At 68.7% G+C, this 24,070-nt stretch carries 21 protein-coding genes; 12 read left to right on the top strand and 9 right to left on the bottom strand.

The window, feature by feature from the left end; all coding sequences use genetic code 11:
• The first annotated feature begins 44 nt into the window (after positions 1–44).
• The 6 genes from murJ to trxA all read left to right on the top strand — a co-directional run bounded on the left by murJ (position 45) and on the right by trxA (position 7,360).
• Positions 45–2,330 carry a murein biosynthesis integral membrane protein MurJ gene (gene murJ, locus LQ326_RS35415; protein WP_234543172.1) on the top strand — a complete coding sequence of 762 codons (2,286 nt, stop codon included), beginning with the start codon at positions 45–47 and terminating at the stop codon, positions 2,328–2,330.
• A gap of 119 nt (positions 2,331–2,449) precedes the next feature.
• Entirely contained in the window at positions 2,450–4,168 is a 1,719-nt protein-coding gene (locus tag LQ326_RS35410; protein ID WP_234543171.1) for a protein kinase family protein, read from the top strand.
• A 35-nt stretch (positions 4,169–4,203) separates the two neighbouring features.
• On the top strand, positions 4,204–4,929 hold the full coding sequence (gene sigM, locus LQ326_RS35405; protein ID WP_234543170.1) for an RNA polymerase sigma factor SigM: 726 nt from the start codon (positions 4,204–4,206) through the stop codon (positions 4,927–4,929).
• Entirely contained in the window at positions 4,926–5,819 is an 894-nt protein-coding gene (locus LQ326_RS35400; RefSeq protein WP_234543169.1) for an anti-sigma factor family protein, read from the top strand. Before sigM ends, LQ326_RS35400 begins: the two co-directional genes overlap by 4 nt.
• 195 nt (positions 5,820–6,014) lie before the next feature.
• Positions 6,015–6,983 (top strand): thioredoxin-disulfide reductase, encoded by a 969-nt coding sequence (gene trxB / locus LQ326_RS35395; RefSeq protein WP_234543168.1) that lies wholly within the window; start codon positions 6,015–6,017, stop codon positions 6,981–6,983.
• Between the two features lie 44 nt (positions 6,984–7,027).
• Positions 7,028–7,360, top strand: coding sequence for a thioredoxin (trxA, locus tag LQ326_RS35390; RefSeq protein ID WP_181801339.1), 333 nt, complete (start codon positions 7,028–7,030; stop codon positions 7,358–7,360).
• Positions 7,361–7,421: 61 nt separating this feature from the next.
• On the opposite strand, the gene LQ326_RS35385 is transcribed toward trxA, so the two are convergent.
• From LQ326_RS35385 to rpmH, 9 genes are all read right to left on the bottom strand, one after another.
• A complete protein-coding gene (locus LQ326_RS35385; RefSeq protein ID WP_234543167.1) occupies positions 7,422–8,039 on the bottom strand; it encodes a GNAT family N-acetyltransferase in 618 nt (205 codons plus the stop codon).
• 303 nt (positions 8,040–8,342) lie between these two features.
• Positions 8,343–9,458: a ParB/RepB/Spo0J family partition protein gene (locus tag LQ326_RS35380; protein WP_234543166.1), complete on the bottom strand. Its 1,116-nt coding sequence runs from the start codon at positions 9,456–9,458 to the stop codon at positions 8,343–8,345.
• A complete protein-coding gene (locus tag LQ326_RS35375; RefSeq protein WP_308402079.1) occupies positions 9,455–10,528 on the bottom strand; it encodes a ParA family protein in 1,074 nt (357 codons plus the stop codon). The genes LQ326_RS35380 and LQ326_RS35375 overlap by 4 nt, the downstream gene beginning before the upstream one ends.
• 298 nt (positions 10,529–10,826) lie before the next feature.
• Positions 10,827–11,543, bottom strand: a complete 717-nt coding sequence (gene rsmG, locus LQ326_RS35370) for a 16S rRNA (guanine(527)-N(7))-methyltransferase RsmG (RefSeq protein ID WP_234543165.1) — start codon at positions 11,541–11,543, stop codon at positions 10,827–10,829.
• A gap of 116 nt (positions 11,544–11,659) precedes the next feature.
• Positions 11,660–12,172 (bottom strand): Jag family protein, encoded by a 513-nt coding sequence (locus tag LQ326_RS35365; protein ID WP_234543164.1) that lies wholly within the window; start codon positions 12,170–12,172, stop codon positions 11,660–11,662.
• 15 nt (positions 12,173–12,187) lie between these two features.
• Positions 12,188–13,504, bottom strand: coding sequence for a membrane protein insertase YidC (gene yidC / locus LQ326_RS35360; RefSeq protein ID WP_234543163.1), 1,317 nt, complete (start codon positions 13,502–13,504; stop codon positions 12,188–12,190).
• A gap of 3 nt (positions 13,505–13,507) precedes the next feature.
• Positions 13,508–13,873, bottom strand: coding sequence for a membrane protein insertion efficiency factor YidD (gene yidD / locus LQ326_RS35355; protein WP_181801346.1), 366 nt, complete (start codon positions 13,871–13,873; stop codon positions 13,508–13,510).
• Positions 13,870–14,241, bottom strand: coding sequence for a ribonuclease P protein component (gene rnpA / locus LQ326_RS35350; RefSeq protein ID WP_181801347.1), 372 nt, complete (start codon positions 14,239–14,241; stop codon positions 13,870–13,872). The genes yidD and rnpA overlap by 4 nt, the downstream gene beginning before the upstream one ends.
• Positions 14,242–14,262: 21 nt before the next feature.
• On the bottom strand, positions 14,263–14,400 hold the full coding sequence (gene rpmH, locus LQ326_RS35345; protein WP_015659252.1) for a 50S ribosomal protein L34: 138 nt from the start codon (positions 14,398–14,400) through the stop codon (positions 14,263–14,265).
• A 373-nt stretch (positions 14,401–14,773) separates the two neighbouring features.
• On the opposite strand from rpmH, the gene dnaA reads away from it, so the two are divergent.
• From dnaA to gyrB, 6 genes are all read left to right on the top strand, one after another.
• The gene (dnaA, locus tag LQ326_RS35340; protein WP_308402077.1) at positions 14,774–16,693 is read left to right on the top strand and encodes a chromosomal replication initiator protein DnaA; all 1,920 of its coding nucleotides are present in this window, start codon (positions 14,774–14,776) and stop codon (positions 16,691–16,693) included.
• A gap of 971 nt (positions 16,694–17,664) precedes the next feature.
• On the top strand, positions 17,665–18,795 hold the full coding sequence (gene dnaN, locus LQ326_RS35335; protein WP_181801349.1) for a DNA polymerase III subunit beta: 1,131 nt from the start codon (positions 17,665–17,667) through the stop codon (positions 18,793–18,795).
• Positions 18,796–18,972: 177 nt separating this feature from the next.
• Complete coding sequence (gnd, locus tag LQ326_RS35330) at positions 18,973–19,848, top strand: phosphogluconate dehydrogenase (NAD(+)-dependent, decarboxylating) (RefSeq protein WP_234543161.1); 876 nt, start codon at positions 18,973–18,975, stop codon at positions 19,846–19,848.
• Positions 19,849–19,898: 50 nt separating this feature from the next.
• Entirely contained in the window at positions 19,899–21,056 is a 1,158-nt protein-coding gene (gene recF, locus LQ326_RS35325; RefSeq protein ID WP_234543160.1) for a DNA replication/repair protein RecF, read from the top strand.
• Positions 21,053–21,586, top strand: coding sequence for a DciA family protein (locus LQ326_RS35320; RefSeq protein ID WP_234543159.1), 534 nt, complete (start codon positions 21,053–21,055; stop codon positions 21,584–21,586). Before recF ends, LQ326_RS35320 begins: the two co-directional genes overlap by 4 nt.
• 374 nt (positions 21,587–21,960) lie before the next feature.
• Positions 21,961–24,030 (top strand): DNA topoisomerase (ATP-hydrolyzing) subunit B, encoded by a 2,070-nt coding sequence (gene gyrB, locus LQ326_RS35315; RefSeq protein WP_308402076.1) that lies wholly within the window; start codon positions 21,961–21,963, stop codon positions 24,028–24,030.
• Positions 24,031–24,070 lie beyond the last annotated feature (40 nt).

Genomic DNA, 24,070 nt, shown 5'->3' with positions numbered 1-24,070 from the left:
CGATGTCGTGGCCGGTGGGCCCGGGACGATGAGGTGGGGTAACCATGAACGCGCCGTACGACGGTGAACGCGGCCAGGGCGCGGCCGGTTCGGGCTACCCCGAGCCGCCGCCGGAGCCCGGCCAGGTCCCGCCGCAGCACGCGGCTGACATGTACCTCCAGGACGCCTACGAACAGGACCCCTACCGGGCGCGGGACCTCTCCGCCCAGGACCCGGTCGCCGAGGCGCTCTACGACCGTGCCGCGCACCCCCCGCCGGCCCCGGGCACCTACCCGCAGCAGCCGCTGTACGGGCAGCCCGCCCAGTCTCCGTACGCCCCCGACCCGAACGTGTGGGCCCAGACACCGGCGCCGGAGCCGGACGGCCCGAGCCAGTACCTGCCGTACGGCGACGATCCGCGCACGACCCAGTTCGTGGGCGTCGACGACCTGGTCTCGCACTCCGCGGAGGAGCGCCACGAGCCGGACGCCTTCGCGCATCTCTTCCGTGACCAGCAGCAGAGCGGTTACCGGGATCCGCAGCAGGGCGGTGGTCAACTGTCGTCGGAGCGTGCGGTGCCGGGTCCGGCGGCCGCCTCGGGAGGCCCGGCGCAGGCGTCGCCGCGCCAGGCCTCGCCCGCTCCGGCTGTCGCGGCCGACCAGACGCTGAACCTCGGTGCCGTGCCCGCGGCGGCTCCCGCGCCCGTCCCCGCGAAGAAGGGCGGGAAGGCCGGAGGTCTGCTCAAGTCGAGCGCTGTGATGGCGGCGGGCACGATGGTCTCCCGCCTCACCGGTTTCGTCCGTTCCGCGCTGATCGTCTCCGCGCTCGGCGTCGGCCTGCTCGGTGACACCTTCCAGGTCGCCTACCAGCTGCCGACGATGATCTACATCCTGACCGTCGGCGGCGGCCTCAACTCCGTCTTCGTGCCGCAGCTGGTGCGCGCCATGAAGGAGGACGAGGACGGCGGCGAGGCCTTCGCCAACCGCCTGCTGACCCTCGTCATGGTGGCACTGGGCCTGCTCACCGCGGCCACCGTCGCGGCCGCGCCCCTCCTCATCCGCCTGCTGTCCGACCCGGTCGCCAACGATCCGGCGGCCAACGCGGTCGGTATCACCTTCGTCCGCTACTTCCTGCCCTCGATCTTCTTCATGGGCGTCCACGTGGTGATGGGTCAGGTCCTCAACGCGCGGGGCAAGTTCGGCGCGATGATGTGGACACCGGTCCTCAACAACATCGTCATCATCGTCACCCTCGGTCTGTTCATCTGGGTGTACGGCACCGCCGCGCACTCCGGAATGAAGGTCACCACGATCCCGCCGGAGGGCCAGCGGCTGCTCGGCCTCGGCGTGCTGCTCGGCCTCGTGGTCCAGGCCCTGGCGATGATCCCCTACCTGCGCGAGACCGGGTTCCGGCTGCGGCTGCGCTTCGACTGGAGGGGCCACGGCCTCGGCAAGGCCGCCACGCTCGCCAAGTGGACCGTGCTGTTCGTCCTCGCCAACCAGGCGGGCGCGATCGTCGTCTCCCAGCTGTCCACCGCGGCCGGCAAGAGCTCCCCGGTCGACGGCACCGGCTTCGCCGCCTACGCCAACGCCCAGCTGATCTGGGGCCTGCCGCAGGCCATCATCACGGTCTCCCTGATGGCGGCGCTGCTCCCGCGGATCTCCCGCTCGGCCGCCGAGAACGACACGGGCGCCGTCCGCGACGACATCTCCCAGGGCCTGAGGACGACCGCCGTCGCGATCGTCCCCATCGCCTTCGGGTTCCTGGCCCTCGGTATCCCGATGTGCACCCTGATCTTCGGTTCCTCGGGCATCAGCGAGGCCACCAACATGGGGTACATGCTGATGGCCTTCGCCCTCGGCCTGATCCCCTACTCGGTGCAGTACGTCGTCCTGCGCGCGTTCTACGCCTACGAAGACACCCGTACGCCGTTCTACAACACGGTCATCGTCGCGGCGGTCAACGCGGGTGCCTCGGTCGCCTGTTACCTGCTGCTCCCGGCCCGCTGGGCGGTGGCCGGCATGGCCGCCTCCTACGGCCTGGCGTACGCGATCGGCGTGGGGGTCGCCTGGCGGCGGCTGCGCAAGCGTCTCGGCGGCGACCTGGACGGCTCCCGGGTCACCCGCACCTACGCGAGGCTCTGCATCGCTTCGGTACCGGCGGCGTTGCTCAGTGGTGCGGCCTGCTACGGCATCGGCCACACTCTGGGGCAGGGGGTGATCGGTTCCTTCGCCGCGCTGCTGGCCGGCGGAGCCGTACTGCTCGGCGTCTTCTACGTCGCCGCGCGCCGCATGCGCATCGAGGAGCTCAACTCCCTCGTGGGTATGGTGCGCGGGCGTCTGGGGCGCTGAGGCGGGGGTAAGCGCACAACCATCGTCCGCCGCCGCGTGTCGTGCATGGCGGGGGACTGTGGGCACAATTGGTTTCGGCGTCGAACAGCGTGCAACGGATGGGGAGGCAGGGAACGACGGTGGCGGAACGGAGCACGGCTGCCGTCGACGTGGCAGACAACAGCGGTGACAAGCCGCTGACCGCCAAGGCGGACCAGTCCACGGCCGACGGGGTGGCCCAGAACCCGGAGCGGGACACGGACAGCGACGAGGCACAGGGAAGCGGCACAAACGCGGGCGCTGAGAAGAAGGCCTCACCCCCGGAACTGCACAGCGGACACAAGCTGGCCAGACGCTACCGCCTTGAGGAGTGCGTCACCCGTCTGGACGGATTCAGCAGTTGGCGTGCGGTGGACGAGAAACTCCGGCGTGCCGTCGGCGTCCACATCCTGCCCGCCGACCATCCCCGAACCCGTTCGGTGCTGGCTGCGGCCCGCTCGGCGGCACTGCTCGGCGACCCCAGGTTCGTGCAGGTCCTGGACGCCGTCGAGGAGGACGATCTCGTCTACGTGGTGCACGAGTGGCTGCCGGACGCCACCGAGCTGACCACGCTGCTCGCGGCCGGGCCACTGGAGCCGCACGACGCCTACCAGATGGTCAGTCAGATCGCCTCCGCCATGGCGGCCGCGCACCGCGAGGGGCTGGCCCATCTCCGCCTCAACCCGAACGCCGTGCTGCGCACCTCCACCGGCCAGTGGCGCGTCCGCGGCCTCGCGGTGAACGCGGCGCTGCGCGGCATCAGCTCGGACACCCCCCAGCGCACCGACACCGAGGCGATCGGCGCCCTGCTGTACGCCGCGCTGACCCAGCGCTGGCCGTACGAGAGCGACGCCTACGGTCTGGCCGGTCTGCCCAAGGACGTCGGCCTGATCGCCCCGGACCAGGTACGGGCCGGTGTCCACCGCGGTCTGTCGGAACTCGCCATGCGGGCTCTGGTCAACGACGGCGCCACCGCCTCCCGCCACGAGTCCGCGTGCACCACGCCGGAGGAACTGGTGAAGGCGATCGGCGAGATGCCCCGCATCCGTCCGCCGGAGCCGGCGTTCACGGCACCGCCCGAGTACCAGCGCACCACCTACCAGCAGGGCACCTACGGCCGCCCCACACCGCCCGGAGTGACGCAGCCCGTCCAGGCTCCGCCGCCGCCGCTGCAGAGCCGCACGGGCAAGGCCCTGAAGTGGACCGTCTCGGCCCTCCTCATCGCCGCCCTGGGCCTGGGCAGCTGGCAGCTCGCGGACGCCCTGATGAACCAGGGCGACAAGTCGGGTGACACCGGCAACAGCCAGACGACGGACGACGGCGACAAGAACAGCGCCAGCCCCGCACCCACCGCGATAAAGGTCCAGGGCGCACAGGAGTACGTCGCCGAGGGCGAGGCCCAGCATCCGAACGACGTCGGGAAGACGTACGACGGAAGCACCTCGACGTACTGGAGGACCAACACCTTCGTCGACGGCCCACAGCTCGCACCATTCAAGCCGGGTGTGGGAATCGTCTACGACCTGGGCTCCGCGAAGGAACTCGCCACGGGATCCATCTCCCTTCGCTACTCTGGCGATCACACGACGGTCGAGCTGTACGCCGCCGACTCGCTGACCCCGGGGTCGATCAGCTCGATGACGAAGCTCGGCAGTGTCACCACCACCGGGAACACCGCCACGGTGAAGGTCAGCAAGAAGGTGAAGAGCCAGTTCGTGCTCGTGTGGATCACCGCCGTACCGAAGTCGGGTGCGGATCCCGACGCGTACGCACAGGCCGGCTACAAGCAGGCCGTCACCGAGGTGAAGTTCACGGGCTGACGTCTCACCGGCGGCACCGAAGGCGGAGGGGGCAGATGGCGGAGGGCGCCGGATACGGCGGAGTGAGCGACCAGGATCTGCTCGCCCGCCATGTGGAGGGCGACCCCGATGCCTTCGGTGAGGTCGTTCGCCGCCACCGTGACCGGCTCTGGGCGGTCGCCCTGCGAACCCTGGGGGACCGCGAGGAGGCCGCTGACGCCGTCCAGGACGCTCTGGTCTCCGCCTACCGGGCCGCCCACACCTTCCGGGGCCAGGCGGCCGTCACAACGTGGCTGCACCGGATCACGGTGAACGCCTGCCTGGACCGCGCCCGCAAGGCGGCCTCCCGCAAGACCGCCCCCGTCGATGACACCGAACGGCTCGAGCAGCTGCTGGAGCCGCACGAATCGGCCTCCGCTCCGGCCGAGCGGAACGATCTGCACCGGCAGCTCCTGGACGCCCTTGGCACCCTGCCCCACGATCAGCGGGCCGCCCTCGTCCTGGTCGACATGCAGGGCTACCCGGTCGCCGAGGCCGCCCGGATCCTCGATGTGCCCACAGGGACGGTGAAGAGCCGCTGTGCCCGCGGCAGAGCCAGACTCCTCCCGTTGGTCACCCATCTGCGACCGGAAAGCACCGGTGACGAAAAGGATCCTGACCCGGCACGGAACCGGGCGGAGGGGACATCCGTCCCACCCGCAGCGGGGCCTCAGAACAGGGGCCCACAGGGCACCGGGCCGAGTGATTCAGCCGCGCTGAAGGGCGGAGGTGGGCGAGCGTGACATCGACGACAGACACGACCGGGCACCCGGACGTCGCGGAGATCTCCGACCTCACCGAGGGTCTGCTGCCGCCCGCCCGGACCGCGGAGGTACGACGGCACCTGGAAGAGTGCGAGCTCTGTGCCGACGTCCATGCCTCACTGGAAGAGATCCGGGGCCTGCTGGGCACGCTGCCGGGTCCGCCCCGCATGCCGGCTGATGTCGCAGGCCGGATCGACGCCGCACTCGCCGCTGAGGCCCTGCTGAACGCCACGGCACCTGTGGCACATGTTTCACGTGAAACATCGCCCCGGGAGATGTCCTCCCCCGGGGACCGCCCTGCCGGGCGACCGAGTTCCTCCGCCGGTCCGGGCCGTAGGGAACGCGGACGGGACCGCGGTCGACGCCGCCGGACGGTCGTGCTCAGCGCTGTCTTCACCACCGCCGTCCTGGGCGTCGGCTCCTTCTTTCTTCAGTCACTCGGCGGCAACGGGGCCACGACGGCTCAGGGCAATCCGACGAACCCCGCCGGGACCTTCTCCACGAGCACCCTCCCGGGTCAGGTGAAGGACCTCCTCGGTACGAAGACGACCCCCCGGCGGGGCTCTCAGAAGCCCTTCACCGTCGAGTCCCAGGCCACCGGCCAGCCGGGCTCGTCACAGAGTCCCAAGATCCTGATCCAGCCCTCGGTACGCGTGCCCGCATGCGTCCGTCAGGGCATCAGTCAGCCCGGTGATGCCCTCGGTGCGAAGCAGGGAACGTACGAAGGGAAGAACGCCTACCTCGTCGTGCTTGCCGACACCTCCGACGCATCCAGGGTGAAGGCGTACATCGTCGACGCGTCCTGTCTCGACAAGGCGTCCGCGTCCCCCGGCAAGATCCTCCTGACGGAGTCCCTGCCCCGTCCCTGAGCCTCCCCTCGGAACGGCCTCGGACAGGGAACGCATCGTCTCCCCCCGGCATGGAAATCCGTACGGTGTAGGGATGCCCGTGTGCCCGGCCACCCCGGGAATGCGCGCCCCTTAGGATCCGTTGGGTGGGGTGAGAGCTTCTGACCGAAGCTCCCACCGGTCGAATGACGTAGACCAGAGACGAGGAATCAAGCCGTGAGCGACGTTCGTAACGTGATCATCATCGGCTCCGGGCCCGCCGGCTACACGGCGGCGCTCTACACCGCGCGCGCGTCGCTGAAGCCTCTGGTGTTCGAGGGGGCCGTCACCGCGGGTGGCGCCCTGATGAACACCACCGAGGTGGAGAACTTCCCGGGCTTCCGCGACGGCATCATGGGCCCCGACCTCATGGACAACATGCGGGCGCAGGCCGAGCGCTTCGGCGCCGAGCTGATCCCGGACGACATCGTCTCCGTCGACCTGACCGGTGAGATCAAGACCGTCACCGACACCGCCGGCACCGTCCACAAGGCGAAGGCCGTCATCGTCACCACGGGCTCCCAGCACCGCAAGCTCGGCCTGCCCAACGAGGACGCCCTCTCCGGACGCGGCGTCTCCTGGTGTGCCACGTGTGACGGGTTCTTCTTCAAGGACCAGGACATCGCCGTGATCGGCGGCGGCGACACCGCGATGGAGGAGGCCACTTTCCTCTCCCGGTTCGCCAAGTCCGTGACGATCGTCCACCGCCGGGACAGCCTGCGCGCCTCCAAGGCGATGCAGGAGCGCGCCTTCGCCGACCCGAAGATCAAGTTCGCCTGGGACAGCGAGATCGCCGAGGTCCAGGGCGAGCAGAAGCTGGCGGGCCTGAAGCTGCGCAACGTCAAGACCGGCGAGCTCTCCGACCTGCCGGTCACCGGCCTGTTCATCGCGATCGGCCACGACCCGCGTACCGAGCTCTTCAAGGGCCAGCTGGACCTCGACGAGGAGGGTTACCTCAAGGTCGCCTCCCCCTCCACGCGCACCAACGTGACGGGGGTGTTCGCCGCCGGTGACGTGGTGGACCACACCTACCGCCAGGCGATCACCGCAGCCGGCACCGGCTGCTCCGCCGCTCTCGACGCCGAGCGCTTCCTCTCCGCCCTCGCTGACGAAGAGAAGGCCGAGCCCGAGAAGACCTCCGTCTGACCTTCCCCCTTCCGCCCCCGCACGATCAAGTAAAGGAGCCCGCCGTGGCCGGCACCCTGAAGGCAGTAACCGACGCGACGTTCGACGAGGACGTCCTCAAGAGTGACAAGCCCGTCCTGGTGGACTTCTGGGCCGAGTGGTGCGGCCCGTGCCGCCAGATCGCCCCGTCGCTTGAGGCGATCGCCGCCGAACACGGCGAGAAGATCGAGATCGTCAAGCTGAACATCGACGAGAACCCGAACACGGCGGCCAAGTACGGCGTCATGTCGATCCCGACCCTGAACGTCTACCAGGGTGGCGAGGTCGCCAAGACCATCGTCGGTGCCAAGCCGAAGGCAGCGCTGCTCCGCGACCTTGAGGACTTCATCGCCGAGTGATGTTTCACGTGAAACACGAATGGGCCAACCCCTTGGGGTTGGCCCATTCGCATGGAGGCACTCACAGCGGCCGCAGCGCCGGTTCCTTCTGTACGGCCCCCAGAAGCCGGTCGAGCGCCAGTTCCACGTCTTCCTTCCAGGAGAGCGTTGAGCGTAGCTCCAGCCGCAGCCGCGGGTGCGAGGGGTGCTGCCGGACCGTCTTGAAGCCCACGGCCAGCAGATGCTCGGCAGGGAGCAGGCAGGCCGGTTCCTTGTAGCGGGCGTCGCCGAACGCCTCGATCGCCTTGAAGCCCCGCCGCAGCAGATCCTTGGCGACCGTCTGCACCATCACGCGTCCGAGACCCTGCCCCTGATAGCCGGGCATGATGAAGCCGGTCATGAGCTGCACGGCGTCCGGTGAGACCGGACTCGTGGGGAACGCCGTGGAGCGTGGGACGTAGGCGGGTGGAGCGTAGAGCACAAAGCCCACCGGCACGTCGTCGACGTAGACCACTCGGCCGCACGATCCCCAGTCGAGCAGGACGGCGGAGATCCAGGATTCCTTCTCCAGCGTGGAGGTGCCTGCTCTCACCGCTGCTTCGCTGCTGACGGGGTCCAGTTCCCAGAAGACACACGAGCGACAGCGCTGGGGAAGGTCCTGAAGGTTGTCCAGCGTGAGCGGTACGAGCCGACGCCCCATGAAGGCTGTTCCTCGCTTCCATCGCCCGCGGCCTTGCGAGCGGCTGTCAGGGCGCTGCGTTCCCTGAGCAGACTGCCGATGAATCCGACGGTCGCGCCCAGTCCCAGACCCGCGCTCACCAGTCCGGTGCGGCTCATCGATCGCATGGCCCCGCCTCTCCCGGAGGTGCTGCCAACTGCCAGGTGGATGCGCCATACCGTACGCATCGTATCCACACAGCGATTACATCGACACCGCCTGAAAGCAAAGAGCGGATCGTGTCCGGTACACACCGGACACGATCCGCTCTTCTGTGAGCGATGGTCAGTCCTCGGGATCTTCGGAGGCCAAGGAGTCGCCGTCGTGGAGCCCCTGGTGCAGGGCCGGTCCCTCTCCCGGGGCGAGCGTGCCCAGGATCCGCTCAAGGTCTTCCATCGAGGCGAACTCGACGGTGATCTTGCCCTTCTTCTGGCCCAGGTCGACCTTGACCCGTGTCTCGAAGCGATCCGAGAGCCGGGTGGCGAGATCGGTGAGCGCCGGAGAGACCCGGGCGCCGGCCCGCGGTCCCTTGGCGCGAGTCGTCTGGGGCCGCGAGCCCATGAGGGTCACGATCTCCTCGACGGCCCGCACCGACAGCCCCTCGGCCACGATCCGGTGGGCCAGCCGGTCCTGCTCCTCCGAGTCGTCGACGGAGAGCAGGGCCCGGGCGTGCCCGGCCGACAGGACCCCGGCGGCCACCCGGCGCTGGACCGCCGGAGAGAGCTTCAGCAGCCGCAGTGTGTTGGAGACCTGCGGGCGGGAGCGCCCGATGCGGTCGGCCAACTGGTCGTGCGTGCAGTTGAAGTCCTTCAGCAACTGGTCGTAGGCGGCAGCCTCTTCCAGCGGGTTCAGCTGCGCACGGTGCAGGTTCTCCAGCAACGCGTCCAGGAGGAGCTTCTCGTCGTCCGTCGCCCGGACAATCGCCGGGATCGCCTCCAGGCCGGCCTCACGGCAGGCCCGCCAGCGCCGCTCGCCCATGATGAGTTCGTAGCGGGAAGGACCCAGCTGCCGCACGACGACAGGCTGGAGGAGACCGACCTCCTGAATGGAGGTGACCAGCTCGTGCAGAGCGTCCTCATCGAAGACCTCACGCGGCTGACGTGGGTTCGGCGTGATGTCGTCGAGGGGGATCTCCGCGAAGTGGGCGCCCATCGGAGGAGCGGGTGTCTCCACACCGCCCGCGACTCCGAACACCGACGTTTCCTCGGTCTCATGTGAAACAGCCGGCAGCGTCGTCACCTTGGCCGCGGCAACCCCACGGTCGGTCGTCAGTACCGGAACCGCGGCGGGGGACGGAGCTACCGTTCCCCCTATGGCCGTCTGGGCCGGGGTCTTCTCGGTCGGGGCAGCTGGGATCAGTGCACCGAGACCACGACCCAGCCCCCTCCGTCGCTCGCTCACTGGATCCCCTCCACCATGTTCGGATTGGTCTGAGCGCCGATGTGGGCCTGCGTGGGGTCGTAGCTGACCCCAACGCCCCTCAGCGCGATTTCACGGGCCGCCTCAAGATAGGAGAGGGCACCACTCGATCCAGGATCGTAGGTCAGTACCGTCTGCCCGTAGCTCGGCGCCTCGGAGATACGGACCGAGCGGGGAATGCTCGTCCGCAGCACCTCGTCACCGAAGTGGCTGCGCACCTCTTCCGCGACCTGGGAGGCGAGACGCGTCCGGCCGTCGTACATGGTGAGCAGAATGGTCGACACGTGCAGGTCGGGGTTGAGGTGCCCCCGTACCAGGTCGACGTTGCGCAGCAGCTGGCCAAGGCCTTCCAGCGCGTAGTACTCGCACTGGATCGGGATGAGCACCTCGGCGCCCGCGACGAGTGCGTTGACCGTCAGCAGGCCCAGTGAGGGCGGGCAGTCGATGAGGATGTAGTCCAGCGGCTGCTCGTACGCCTGGATCGCCCGCTGTAGCCGGCTCTCCCGGGCCACCAGGGACACCAACTCGATCTCCGCACCGGCGAGATCGATCGTGGCGGGGGCACAGAAGAGACCCTCGACGTCCACCACCGGCTGGACGACCTCGGCCAGCGGCTTGCTCTCGACCAACACGTCGTAGATGGACGGTACTTCGGCGTGGTGGTCGATCCCCAGCGCAGTGGACGCGTTGCCCTGTGGGTCGAGGTCGATCACCAGAACGCGGCCACCATGCAGGGCGAGAGACGCGGCAAGGTTGACGGTGGTCGTCGTCTTGCCCACGCCGCCCTTCTGGTTGGCGACCACCATGACTCTGGTCTGCTCCGGACGTGGCAGTCCTTCGCCGGCGCGGCCCAGAGCCTCCACCGCGAGTTGGGCAGCACGACCGATGGGAGTGTCGTCCATCGGAGGCGGTGTTTCACGTGAAACATCCACCCCCATCGACTCGGTACGGGGACCGGGGACCGGATCGGTCATCGGTCCCGCGATGTTGGCGTCGGACCGCAAGGATTCACTCTCCTCGACTTCAGGCTCGCAATGAACAGAGCCTCCCATGCCTTCGGGGTCGTGAACCAGTGAGGCCTGGTGTTCTGTGGAGAAATCCACCTCTGTGGACAACTCCATGCCCCGCAGGGAGGACGGAGTGTCACCAGAGGCGCCCTCTCCGAGCGACCCGAGAGGCTTTCGGTCACGCGGTTCGGCCGCAGCGCGGCCCCGACTGATGATGCCGTGCAACAGTGAGCGACGTTTCACGTGAAACACGATGCACAGCGAGTAGGACCGAAAAGCCGCGACACTCCGTCATGCGTAGGTTTGGCAGCTTGTGTGGAGTACGTCTGGTCGTCAGGACGGGTCAGCGGCGCCTACGCGTTCTCCCGGTACGAGCCGCCTTCGCCCTCTTGGCCGCGAAGCGCACACCCCCTGGGCTCTCCCCGACCTCCACACGGACGACGGTCGACAGTGGATCCACCACGCCCTCACCCACATGCAGGATCGACGTGGACACCGCACCGAGCTTGGTCAGCGCCGTGGCCGCGGCCTTCAGCTCCTCCTCCGCCGTGTCCCCCTTGAGGGCGAGCATCTCGCCATAGGGACGCAGCAGCGGGATGCCCCAGGTGGCCAGCCGGTCCAGCGGGGCCACGGCCCGGGCCGTCACCACGTGCACCGGAGGCAACGTGCCCATGACCTCCTCGGCACGGCCCCGCACCACGGTCACGTGGTCCAGTCCGAGCAGCTCGACCACCTCGGTGAGAAAGTTGGTGCGCCGCAGCAGCGGCTCCAGAAGGGTGATGTTGAGGTCCTCCCGGACCAGCGCCAGCGGAATGCCCGGCAGGCCCGCTCCCGAACCCACATCGCACACGGTCACCCCCTCGGGAACGGCCTCCGAGAGCACCGCGCAGTTCAGCAGGTGCCGCTCCCACAGGCGGGGCACTTCCCGCGGGCCGATCAGACCACGCTGCACGCCTGCCTCGGCGAGCAGCTCCGCGTAGCGCACCGCATCGGCGAAGCGCTCGCCGAACACTTCCCGCGCCTGTTCGGGCGCCGGGGGGAGCTCCGCAGCCTCCGTCACGGGGACCGTCCTTCCGTACAGCGCCGGCGCTCCGCGCGCCGGCCACCAGAACTACCAGGCTGACAAAGTTCGGCCCCGCCTGCTCAACAGACGGGGCCGGTGAAACGGGGGGCCGCTCAGGCGGGCAGTACGACGACGAACCGCTGCGGCTCCTCGCCCTCCGACTCGCTGCGCAGCCCGGCGGACTTGACCGCGTCGTGCACGACCTTGCGCTCGAACGGGGTCATCGGCTGCAGCTTCACGGGCTCGCCGGTGCTCTTCACCTCGGCGGCGGCCTTGGCGCCCAGCTCGGAGAGCTCGGCGCGCTTCTTGGCACGGTAGCCAGCGACGTCGAGCATCAGCCGACTGCGGTCACCGGTCTCCCGGTGCACGGCCAGGCGGGTCAGCTCCTGAAGCGCCTCCAGCACCTCGCCGTCGCGGCCGACCAGCTTCTGCAGGTCCCGGCTGCCCGAATCGCTGATGATCGACACGGAGGCGCGGTCGGCCTCGACATCCATGTCGATGTCGCCGTCGAGGTCGGCGATGTCCAGCAGACCTTCGAGGTAGTCCGCCGCGATCTCGCCCTCCTGCTCCAGGCGGGTCAGGGTGTCTGCACCCTCGGCAGCGGCGGAGGTGGTGCCTTCCGTCACGGGATGGGCTCCTTCTTACTTCTTGGACGGGGACTTGGGGCGCTGCGGACCGCCCTTGCGCTGACCGGACTGGGCCCTGCTGCGGCCGTTGGAGCCACTCTTCGGGGCCTGCTGGGCAGCCGGCTTGGCGTCCTGCGGCTCGTCGGACTTCTCCAGCGAGGTCGTCGTGCCCGCCGCAGCCGGTACATCATCCGAAGCCGACGAGTCGGAAGCCGACGTGGCGTCGTCGGCCGCCTTCGCCGCAGCGGACTGCCGCTGGGCCTTGGTCTGGCGCTTGGGCTGCTGGCGCTTGGCCACGGCGGTGCTCGTGACGCCGTCCTCGGCCTGCGCGACGGCCTGGGCCTCGCCCTTCACCACGGTGCCGTCGGCCTGGGCCACGAGACCGGCCTTGGTCAGCCCGTTGATGAACTTGCGCTCGAACTCGTTGCGGTCCCGGCCCTTGGCGACGATCGCCTTGATGATGGTCTTCTCGCTGCGCCGACGGGTCTTGCCGTGGTGCGTGACGTGCTTGGTCAGGCGCTCCAGGTACGCGGCCTGGGCCTTGGAGCCCGGGGTCGGGTTGTTGCGGATGACGTACATCTGCTGGCCCATGGTCCACACGTTGGTGGTCAGCCAGTAGACGAGGACACCGACCGGGAAGTTGATACCGAAGACGGCGAACATGACCGGGAAGACGTACATCAGCATCTTCTGCTGCTGCATGAACGGCGTCTTCACCGTGGTGTCGACGTTCTTCGTCATCAGCTGGCGCTGCGTGTAGAACTGCGACGCCGACATCAGGACGATCATGATCGCGGTGACGACCCGGACGTCCGTCAGGGAGGCACCGAGCGCCTCCACCTTCGACGAGCCGTCCGTGAACTTCGCGGCCAGCGGTGCCCCGACGATGTGGGCCTTACGGGCGCTGGCGAGCAGCGACTCGTTGATGACGCCGATCGTCGAGCCCGTCGCGATGCCGTTGAGCACGTGGTACAGGGCGAAGAAGAACGGGGACTGCGCCAGGATGGGAAGGCACGAGGAGAGCGGGTTGGTACCCGACTCCTTGTACAGCTTCATCATCTCTTCGGACTGGCGCTGCTTGTCGTTCTTGTAGCGCTCCTGGATCTTCTTCATCTCGGGCTGGAGCGTCTGCATGGCCCGGGTCGCCTTGATCTGCTTCACGAAGAGCGGGATCAGGCAGATGCGGATCAGAATCACCAGGGACACGATGGACAAGCCCCAGGCCCAGCCCGTGTCGGGACCGAAGATCTTCCCGTACACCGAGTGGAACTGGACGATGACCCATGAGACGGGTGTCGTGATGAAGCTGAACAGACTGGCAATCGTGTCCACTAATCATGCTCCTTGGGCATGGGACGAAGTCTCTGCGGCCGGGCTCGAGGGAAGCCCGGAGAGAGGCTTCTCCTCGGTGGCCGGTTCGGCGGCGGAGGACCCGCCCCTGCGTGCGCGCCAGGCGTCACGCAGCATTTCGTGCCACCGCGGGCGCTTGCGCGGCGGGACGTGATCCACACCGCCGAGCGACCACGGATTGCACCGCAGGATGCGCCAGGCCGTGAGTGCCGTGCCCTTGATCGCACCGTGCCGGTCGATGGCCGTATAGCCGTAGTGGGAGCACGACGGGTAGTACTTGCACACCGGACCCAGCAGCGGACTGATCGTCCACTGGTACAGCTTGATCAGAGCCAGCAGCGGGTACTTCATCGCGCACCCCCTCCCAGCAGCCGCTCGATGGCGGCATCCAGGTCTCGGGCCAGCTGTGCATGGTCGGCGTCGCCCGCTCCGGGCAGCGCTCGTACGACTACCAGGCTACCGGGGGGGAACAGGGCGACTCGCTCGCGCATCAGATGACGCAGCCTGCGCTTCACTGTGTTGCGCACAACAGCACCACCCACGGCCTTGCTCACGACGAAACCCGCACGCGTCGGGGGAGCGCTCTCCCCAGGCGCGTGCGGGTCCGTGGCACCGCTACGAAAGTGGACGACGAGGGACGGGCGACCGGCCCGGCGCCCCCGTCGTACCGCGGTCGCGAAGTCCTCGCGCCGCCTCAGCCGATGCTCGGTAGGCAGCACGACGTCATGACCTGACCGGGATCAGGCGGACAGGCTTGCGCGACCCTTTGCACGACGGTTCGCGAGAATCGCGCGGCCGGCACGGGTACGCATCCGCAGGCGGAAGCCGTGGGTCTTCGCGCGACGACGGTTGTTCGGCTGGAAGGTGCGCTTGCTCACTCGGGGGCTCCAGAAATCAAATCGGTGTGGCGGGTGCCGTCCTGGCTGTCACCGTGCGCCCACGAGTAGCTCGCATCACGCCCGAGTGCACCGCTTCCCGATCACCTTCAGCGATCTGTGCCCATCGGAGGCAGGCGGCAGCAGCCATCGACAACTCGACCTGGTTACGGTACGCGGGGCTACGCCATTCGGTCAAACCAGCAGGGACGGGCAGCCACTATCCACAGGCTGGGGACAACAACTTGAACCGTACCCACCACGCTGACTACCGTGGCGGAACTCCGATTCGTTCCTTTATCCCCGCCCGACCCGATATTCATCCCGACCCGTCCTCGAACCACACGTTCGTGGGACCTGTGAGAGAGCGTGCCCTGTGGCTGACGTACCTGCCGATCTTGCCGCAGTGTGGCCACGAGTACTGGAGCAGCTCCTCGGTGAGGACCGCGGTCAGGGTGTGGAGGCGAAGGACGAACACTGGATCCGGCGCTGCCAGCCGCTCGCGCTGGTCGCGGACACCGCACTGCTCGCAGTACCGAACGAATTTGCGAAGAACGTACTGGAGGGCCGTCTCGCACCGATCGTCAGCGAGACCCTGAGCCGCGAGTGCGGACGGCCCATCCGGATCGCGATCACCGTGGACGAGTCCGCGGGCGAGCCCCCGCCCGTGCAGCAGCAGCGTTACGAGGAGCCCGAGCTCCCGTCGGCGCAGTACGACGGAGGGTACGGCCGGCACCGCGCCGACCAGCTGCCCGCTCCGGGCGGCCGCGACCAGCTCCCGACCGCCCGGCCCGCCTACCCCTCCGAGTACCAGCGCCCCGAACCCGGCGCCTGGCCACGCCCCGGACAGGACGAGTACAGCTGGCAGCAGCCGCGGCTCGGCTTCCCCGAACGCGACCCCTATGCCTCGCCGTCCCAGGACACCTACCGCTCGGACGGTTACGGGGACTCGTACGGCCAGGAGTACCGCCCGCAGCAGCCGCTGGACCGGCCGCCGTACGAGCAGCAGCGCGCGGAGTACGAGCCTCCGCGCCCCGACTACGACCGGTCCGAGTACGACCGCTCCGACTACCAGCGCCCCGCCCATGACCGGTCCGACTACGACCGGGACCCCGGGCGCCGTGACCTGCCCGAGTCCTCGGGCGGGCCGGGTCCGGGCCACCGCGGCGGTCCTGGACGGCCGGACCTCCCGAACATGCAGAGCGCCGGCGGGCCCGGGCCACTCGGCGCGAAGCCCGCGCCGGCCGGCGGCCCCGGTGAGCCGACCGCACGGCTGAACCCGAAGTACCTCTTCGACACGTTCGTCATCGGCGCGTCCAACCGCTTCGCGCACGCGGCCGCGGTCGCCGTCGCCGAGGCACCCGCGAAGGCGTACAACCCCCTCTTCATCTACGGGGAGTCGGGGCTCGGCAAGACGCACCTCCTGCACGCGATCGGGCACTACGCGCGGAGCCTCTACCCGGGCACGCGCGTGCGGTACGTGAGCTCGGAGGAGTTCACCAACGAGTTCATCAACTCCATCCGCGACGGCAAGGGCGACAGCTTCCGCAAGCGCTACCGCGAGATGGACATCCTGCTCGTCGACGACATCCAGTTCCTCGCGGACAAGGAGTCGACGCAGGAGGAGTTCTTCCACACCTTCAACACGCTCCACAACGCGAACAAGCAGATCGTGCTCTCCAGCGACCGGCCGCCCAAGCAGCTGGTCACGCTGGAGGACCGGCTGCGGAACCGGTTCGAGTGGGGTCTGATCACCGACGTCCAGCCGCCGGAACTGGAGACGCGGATCGCGATCCTCCGCAAGAAGGCGGTGCAGGAGCAGCTGAACGCGCCGCCGGAGGTGCTGGAGTTCATCGCCTCCCGCATCTCGCGCAACATCCGTGAGCTGGAGGGCGCGCTGATCCGGGTGACGGCGTTCGCGTCGCTCAACCGGCAGCCGGTCGATCTCGGGCTGACCGAGATCGTGCTGAAGGACCTGATCCCCGGGGGCCAGGACTCCACACCGGAGATCAGCGCCACGGCGATCATGGCGGCGACCGCGGACTACTTCGGGCTCACGGTCGAGGACCTGTGCGGGAGCTCGCGCGGGCGGCAGCTGGTCACGGCGCGGCAGATCGCGATGTACCTGTGCCGGGAGCTGACGGATCTGTCGCTGCCGAAGATCGGAGCACAGTTCGGGAACCGGGACCACACGACCGTGATGCACGCCGACCGGAAGATCCGCGCGCTGATGGCCGAGCGGCGGTCGATCTACAACCAGGTGACCGAGCTGACCAACCGGATCAAGAACGGGTAGCTGTCCGGCCGGCGCCGCCACGGCGTTCAGGGCGCCTCTGGGAGAGATCCCGGGGCGCCCTTTTTGGCGTCCCGAGGTGGTTCAGAGGGGGTCCGGTGCCGGTCGGTGGAGGCTGATCGCGGCCACACGGCGGAGCCGCACATCGGCACGGCCCCGCGCCCCAAGGGGGCGCTCAAGCGAGCTCTGCTGTTCGATTACCACCCTGGTTACGGCCGTCCTCCACAGATTTGCCGACTTTCTCGCGTCCACACCCTGGGGACGGTGAAGTTGTCCCGAGCGTCGTCCACAGGCTGGGGGTTGAAGGCGCATCAGGGCAGCTCAGGTGGCTGTGGAATCGTGGACAACGGATCTCCACAGACTGTGGACGAGGAGAAGATCCACAGGCTGTGCATGAAGTTGTCCACCGGTAGCCCACAGGATGAGGGGCGGTTGTCCCCAGCGATCCCCAGCTTCTCCACACCGCTGTCCACTGTTCGGCAACGCGACGCGGCCGCTCACCGAGTCGAGTGAAAGGCGTCACACGAAGGTGCCGGGTTGGCCTGTGGGAAAGGTGGGTAAAGCTGGGGACGGTGTTGGGGAGAACTCCCCTCAGGCTGTGCACGGCGTGTGCAGAACTTTCTGTTCTCCACAGCGAGGCCCGGTTGTCCACCGGTCCCACCCACAGGGGCGGTGGACAAAATCTCGGCCCTGAGCTGGGCAAACGAGGTTATCCACGGTATCCACAGGCCCTACTACTACTCCCAACTAGAGAGAGCTGGGAATCCGTTTCGAAGAGGGCCCTGTGCACAACTCGCTCTCCGGCCTCTGACCGCGCCCCGTCACGACTTGACCCCGACGGGCACCAGCTGTCAGTGCGGTGCGTCAGACTGGTCCCCGGTGCTCTTCCCCTCCCCGGGGCCGACGACACCGGGACAGACGACGAAGACGCAGCAGGGCGAGAGGCCCCGGCAACAGCAGGAGGCGGGCTTACGGTGAAGATCCGGGTGGAACGCGACGTACTCGCGGAGGCAGTGGCCTGGGCGGCACGCAGCCTCCCGGCCCGTCCGCCGGCGCCGGTCCTCGCCGGCCTGCTGCTGAAGGCCGAGGACGGCCAGCTGAGCCTGTCCAGCTTCGACTACGAGGTCTCCGCGCGGGTCAGTGTCGAGACCGAGGTCGAGGAGGAGGGCACCGTCCTCGTCTCGGGCCGGCTGCTCGCCGACATCTGCCGGGCGCTCCCCAACCGGCCGGTGGAGATTTCCACAGACGGTGTACGGGCCACGGTGGTCTGTGGATCGTCCCGGTTCACGCTGCACACGCTGCCGGTGGAGGAGTACCCGTCCCTGCCGCAGATGCCGAACGCGACCGGCACGGTCCCCGGTGAGGTCTTCGCCTCCGCGGTCTCCCAGGTGGCCATCGCCGCCGGGCGTGACGACACGCTGCCGGTGCTGACCGGTGTGCGGATCGAGATCGAGGGCGACACGGTCACCCTGGCCTCCACCGACCGCTACCGCTTCGCGGTCCGTGAGTTCCTGTGGAAACCGGAGAACCCGGAGGCCTCCGCGGTCGCCCTGGTGCCCGCCAAGACGCTCCTGGACACCGCCAAGGCCCTCACGAGCGGCGACAGCGTCATCCTGGCCCTGTCCGGCTCCGGTGCCGGTGAGGGGCTCATCGGTTTCGAGGGCGCGGGCCGCCGGACGACCACCCGGCTGCTCGAAGGCGACCTGCCGAAGTACCGCACGCTGTTCCCGACCGAGTTCAACTCCGTCGCGGTGATCGAGACCGCCCCCTTCGTGGAGGCCGTCAAGCGCGTCGCCCTGGTCGCCGAGCGGAACACGCCGGTGCGGCTCAGCTTCGAGCAGGGCGTGCTGATCCTGGAGGCCGGTTCCAGCGACGACGCACAGGCTGTGGAAAGGGTCGACGCCCAGCTGGACGGCGACGACATCTCGATCGCCTTCAACCCGACCTTCCTGCTGGACGGTCTCAGCGCCATCGACTCGCCGGTCGCCCAGCTGTCGTTCACGACGTCCACCAAGCCCGCGCTGCTCAGCGGCAAGCCGGCGCTGGACGCGGAGGCGGACGAGGCCTACAAGTACCTGATCATGCCGGTGCGCCTCAGCGGCTGAGTTGTCCACAGCTGTGCATGGTGCCGGGCGGTTCCCTGTGGGTACCCGGCACCGTGGCACGGCGGGTTTCCCCAGGTGAGCGGCTATGCCCACAACTGTGCGCAAAGGGTCGCGATTAGGCTCGGACACGGCACGAACGTGCCTCTCCTGCCACACCGCAACCTAAGGAACCAACTGATGGAGCTCGGTCTCGTCGGCCTCGGCAAGATGGGCGGCAACATGCGCGAGCGGATCCGCCGCGCGGGCCACACCGTCGTCGGATACGACCGCAACCCGGACCTCGCCGATGTCCACAGCCTGGAAGAGCTCGTGGGCAAGCTCAGCGGGCCGCGCGTGGTGTGGGTGATGGTCCCGGCCGGGGCGCCGACGCAGTCCACGATCGACGAGCTGGCCGAGCTTCTGGAGCCCGGTGACGTGGTCGTCGACGGCGGCAACTCGCGCTGGACGGACGACGAGAAGCACGCCGAGGAGCTGGCCGCCAAGGGCATCGGCTTCGTCGACTGCGGGGTCTCCGGAGGAGTCTGGGGCCTGGAGAACGGCTACGCGCTGATGTACGGAGGCGACGCCGAGCACGTCGAGAAGGCCCGGCCGGTCTTCGACGCGCTCAAGCCGGAGGGCGACTTCGGTTCGGTGCACGCCGGCAGGGTCGGCGCGGGCCACTTCGCGAAGATGGTCCACAACGGCATCGAGTACGCGATGATGCAGGCCTACGCCGAGGGCTGGGAGCTCCTGGAGAAGGTCGACTCCGTCACGGACGTGCGCGAGGTCTTCCGCTCCTGGCAGGAAGGGACGGTCATCCGTTCCTGGCTGCTCGACCTCGCGGTGAACGCCCTCGACGAGGACGAGCACCTGGACAGGCTGAAGGGTTATGCACAGGACTCCGGCGAGGGCCGGTGGACTGTGGAGGCCGCCATAGACAACGCGGTGCCGCTGCCCGCGATCACCGCCTCGCTGTTCGCGCGGTTCGCCTCCCGGCAGGACGACTCGCCGCAGATGAAGATGATCGCCGCGCTGCGCAACCAGTTCGGCGGCCACGCCGTAACGGCCAAGTAGCACCAGGCAGAGACGAAGTAGCAGGTCACGGGGAGGTCGGCGAAACACCCATGCACGTCACGCATCTGTCGCTGGCCGACTTCCGCTCCTACGCCCGGGTGGAGGTCCCGCTCGACCCGGGCGTCACCGCCTTCGTCGGTCCCAACGGCCAGGGCAAGACCAATCTGGTCGAGGCCGTCGGCTATCTCGCCACTCTGGGCAGCCACCGGGTCGCCTCCGACGCTCCCCTGGTCCGCATGGGTGCCGACCGGGCGATCATCCGGGCCCAGGTCCGGCAGGGCGACCGGCAGCAGCTGGTCGAGCTGGAGATCAACCCCGGCAAGTCCAACCGCGCCCGCATCAACAGGTCCTCGCAGGTCAGGCCGCGTGACGTGCTGGGGATCATACGGACCGTGCTGTTCGCGCCCGAGGATCTCGCGCTGGTGAAGGGCGATCCCGGCGAGCGGCGCCGCTTCCTGGACGAGCTGATCACCGCGCGGTCGCCGCGGATGGCCGGTGTGCGGTCCGACTACGAGCGGGTGCTCAAGCAGCGGAACACTTTGCTGAAGACCGCGGCCCTGGCGCGGCGGCACGGCGGCCGCACGGGGGCACCTCCCGGGCGAGCGAGTTCGAGCCTGGGGGCGGATCTTTCGACGCTGGACGTGTGGGACCAGCATCTCGCGCGTGTGGGCGCCGAGCTGCTCGCCCAGCGGCTCGACCTGGTCGCCGCGCTCCAGCCGCTGGCCGACAAGGCGTACGAGCAGCTGGCGCCGGGCGGTGGCCCGGTCGTGCTGGAGTACAAGCCGTCGGCGCCCGGTGAGGCGCACACGCGTGAGGATCTGTACGTCCAGCTGACGGCGGCCCTGGTGGAGGCCCGCAAGCAGGAGATCGAGCGGGGTGTGACGCTGGTCGGTCCGCACCGCGACGACCTGGTCCTCAAGCTCGGGCAGCTGCCCGCCAAGGGGTACGCCTCGCACGGCGAGTCCTGGTCGTACGCGCTGGCGCTGCGCCTCGCGTCGTACGACCTGCTGCGTGCCGAGGGGAACGAGCCGGTGCTGGTGCTCGACGACGTGTTCGCCGAGTTGGACGCGCGGCGCCGGGAGCGGCTGGCGGAGTTGGTCGCGCCCGGGGAGCAGGTGCTGGTCACCGCCGCGGTGGACGACGACGTACCGCACATCCTCGCGGGGGCCCGGTACGCGGTGGCGGACGGGGCGGTGGAGCGCGTATGAGCACGGACGGACCCGGGCCGGCGCCCACGGAGGAACCCTCCGGTGTCGACCTCGCGCGCGTGGCGCTCAGGGCGGCCAGGGAGGCGGCGCGCGCGCGTGGGGACGCGGCGCAGCAGAGGAAGCAGGCGCGGCGGGGTGGTCTGCGCTCCGGTGCGCGCGCCGACGGCCGCGACCCCATGGCGTTGGGTTCGGCGATCAACCGGCTGATCACCGAGCGCGGTTGGGAGACGCCGGCCGCAGTGGGCGGGGTGATGGGCCGCTGGCCGGAGATCGTCGGCGGGGATCTGGCCAAGCACTGTGTGCCGCAGCGCTACGACGAGGACGAGCGGGTGCTGGTCGTCCAGTGCGACTCCACGGCCTGGGCGACGCAACTGCGTCATCTCGCGCCCGCGCTGGTCGCCCGTCTGAACGAGGACCTGGGGCACGGCACCGTACGCCTGATCAAGGTGCTCAATCCCGGTGGGCCGCCCCGGCGCTACGGCCCGCTGCGCGCCCCTGGGAGCACGGGTCCCGGGGACACCTACGGGTGACTTACGTCACGATCGCAGCCGGGTGCGGTGCCGTTTCACGGCCGGCCCGGCCGGTCGTCGTACGACCGCACGCGGTTGCGAACCGCGACCTGACCCCCGAGTAGCCAAGGGTTGACAGCCGAAAGCGCTGAGTGCCGCTGTGAGCCTCTTGGAGCCCCCATCCGTATATCGGGAGTCGGCACAGGCCGGTTCAGGGCGGCACATGCGGACTCAGGTACCGGCAAACCCCCATCACTGTCGGCGCTACCGGTAGACTGGGAGACAATCCCGCCCCGAACGTGGGGACCGTCCGGGAAAAGCTGAGCAACGCTGATCAAGGCTTACCAACGCAACATGCCGCAGCCGCTCCGGCAACCCGCCGACGAGCCTGGCTCGTGCTGTGCCAGAAAGGGCGCTTCGTGGCCGATTCCGGCAACCCCAACGAGAACATCCCGTCCACCGACGCCGGCGTGCACGCTGAGGCCATCGCCTCCGGTTCGTACGACGCCAGCGCCATCACCGTGCTCGAAGGGCTGGACGCGGTCCGCAAGCGACCCGGTATGTACATCGGTTCCACCGGTGAACGCGGCCTGCACCACCTGGTGCAGGAGGTCGTGGACAACTCCGTCGACGAGGCTCTGGCGGGCTACGCGGACACGATCGACGTGACGATCCTCGCCGACGGCGGCGTGCGTGTCGTCGACAACGGCCGTGGCATCCCGGTCGGCATCGTGCCCTCGGAGGGCAAGCCGGCCATCGAGGTCGTGCTGACCGTGCTGCACGCGGGCGGCAAGTTCGGCGGTGGCGGATACGCGGTCTCCGGCGGTCTGCACGGCGTCGGCGTCTCCGTCGTGAACGCCCTGTCGACCAAGGTGGCCGTCGAGGTCAGGACCGACGGGCACCGCTGGACGCAGGACTACAAGCTGGGCGTCCCCACGGCCCCGCTGGCCAAGCACGAGGAGACCGGCGAGAGCGGCACCTCGGTCACGTTCTGGGCCGACCCGGACATCTTCGAGACCACCGAGTACTCCTTCGAGACGCTGTCGCGGCGCTTCCAGGAGATGGCGTTCCTCAACAAGGGCCTGACGATCCGGCTCACCGACGAGCGCGAGCAGGCGAAGGCCGTCGCCGGCGCGGACGAGGCGGGTGCGGACGAGAAGGCCGAGGTCAAGACCGTCACGTACCACTACGAGGGCGGCATCGTCGACTACGTGAAGTACCTCAACTCCCGCAAGGGAGACGTGGTGCACCCCACGATCATCGACCTGGAGGCCGAGGACCGGGACAAGAGCCTGTCCCTCGAGGTCGCCATGCAGTGGAACACCGGCTACAGCGAGGGTGTGTACTCGTTCGCCAACATCATCCACACCCACGAGGGCGGCACCCACGAGGAGGGCTTCCGCGCGGCGCTCACCTCGTTGATCAACAAGTACGCGCGGGACAAGAAGCTGCTCCGTGAGAAGGACGACAACCTCACCGGTGACGACATCCGCGAGGGGCTGACCGCGATCATCTCGGTCAAGCTGAGCGAGCCGCAGTTCGAGGGTCAGACGAAGACCAAGCTGGGCAACACGGAGGCCAAGACCTTCGTGCAGAAGGCGGTCTACGAGCACCTGAACGACTGGCTGGACCGCAACCCGGTCGAGGCGGCGGACATCATCCGCAAGGGCATCCAGGCGGCCACCGCGCGCGTGGCGGCCCGCAAGGCCCGGGACCTTACCCGCCGCAAGGGCCTGCTCGAGTCGGCGTCCCTGCCGGGCAAGCTCTCCGACTGCCAGTCGAACGACCCCACCAAGTGCGAGATCTTCATCGTCGAGGGTGACTCCGCCGGCGGTTCGGCCAAGTCCGGCCGCAACCCGCAGTACCAGGCGATCCTCCCGATCCGCGGCAAGATCCTCAACGTCGAGAAGGCGCGGATCGACAAGATCCTGCAGAACCAGGAGATCCAGGCGCTGATCTCGGCGTTCGGCACGGGGGTGCACGAGGACTTCGACATCGAGAAGCTCCGCTATCACAAGATCATCCTGATGGCGGACGCCGACGTCGACGGCCAGCACATCAACACCCTGCTGCTGACCTTCCTGTTCCGCTTCATGCGGGACCTGGTGGAGCAGGGGCACGTGTACCTGTCCCGTCCTCCGCTCTACAAGATCAAGTGGGGCCGGGACGAGGTCGAGTACGCGTACTCCGACCGCGAGCGCGACGCGCTGCTGGAGCTCGGCCGTCAGCGCGGCAAGCGCGTCAGGGAGGACTCGATCCAGCGCTTCAAGGGTCTCGGCGAGATGAACGCCGAGGAACTGCGCGTGACCACGATGGACGTCGACCACCGGGTCCTCGGCCAGGTCACCCTCGATGACGCCGCCCAGGCCGACGACCTGTTCTCGGTCCTGATGGGCGAGGACGTCGAGGCCCGCCGCCAGTTCATCCAGCGCAACGCCAAGGACGTCCGCTTCCTCGACATCTGAGTCGGTCTCAGCTGACCGCACCAGGAAGGATCTTCACCAG

The organism is Streptomyces shenzhenensis (genome assembly GCF_021462265.1).
Lineage (GTDB): Bacteria > Actinomycetota > Actinomycetes > Streptomycetales > Streptomycetaceae > Streptomyces > Streptomyces shenzhenensis.
The sequence above is the reverse complement of the archived record's forward strand: the minus strand, read 5'-3'. Positions and strand labels throughout refer to the sequence as shown.

Coding starts and splice junctions, on each gene's coding strand:
- murJ (WP_234543172.1), top strand. CDS start 45: ATGAACGCGCCGTACGACGGTGAACGCGGCCAGGGCGCGGCCGGTTCG.
- LQ326_RS35320 (WP_234543159.1), top strand. CDS start 21,053: ATGAGCACGGACGGACCCGGGCCGGCGCCCACGGAGGAACCCTCCGGT.
- LQ326_RS35375 (WP_308402079.1), bottom strand. CDS start 10,528: ATGGGAGGCTCTGTTCATTGCGAGCCTGAAGTCGAGGAGAGTGAATCC.
- gnd (WP_234543161.1), top strand. CDS start 18,973: ATGGAGCTCGGTCTCGTCGGCCTCGGCAAGATGGGCGGCAACATGCGC.
- sigM (WP_234543170.1), top strand. CDS start 4,204: ATGGCGGAGGGCGCCGGATACGGCGGAGTGAGCGACCAGGATCTGCTC.
- recF (WP_234543160.1), top strand. CDS start 19,899: ATGCACGTCACGCATCTGTCGCTGGCCGACTTCCGCTCCTACGCCCGG.
- LQ326_RS35385 (WP_234543167.1), bottom strand. CDS start 8,039: ATGGGGCGTCGGCTCGTACCGCTCACGCTGGACAACCTTCAGGACCTT.
- yidD (WP_181801346.1), bottom strand. CDS start 13,873: ATGAAGTACCCGCTGCTGGCTCTGATCAAGCTGTACCAGTGGACGATC.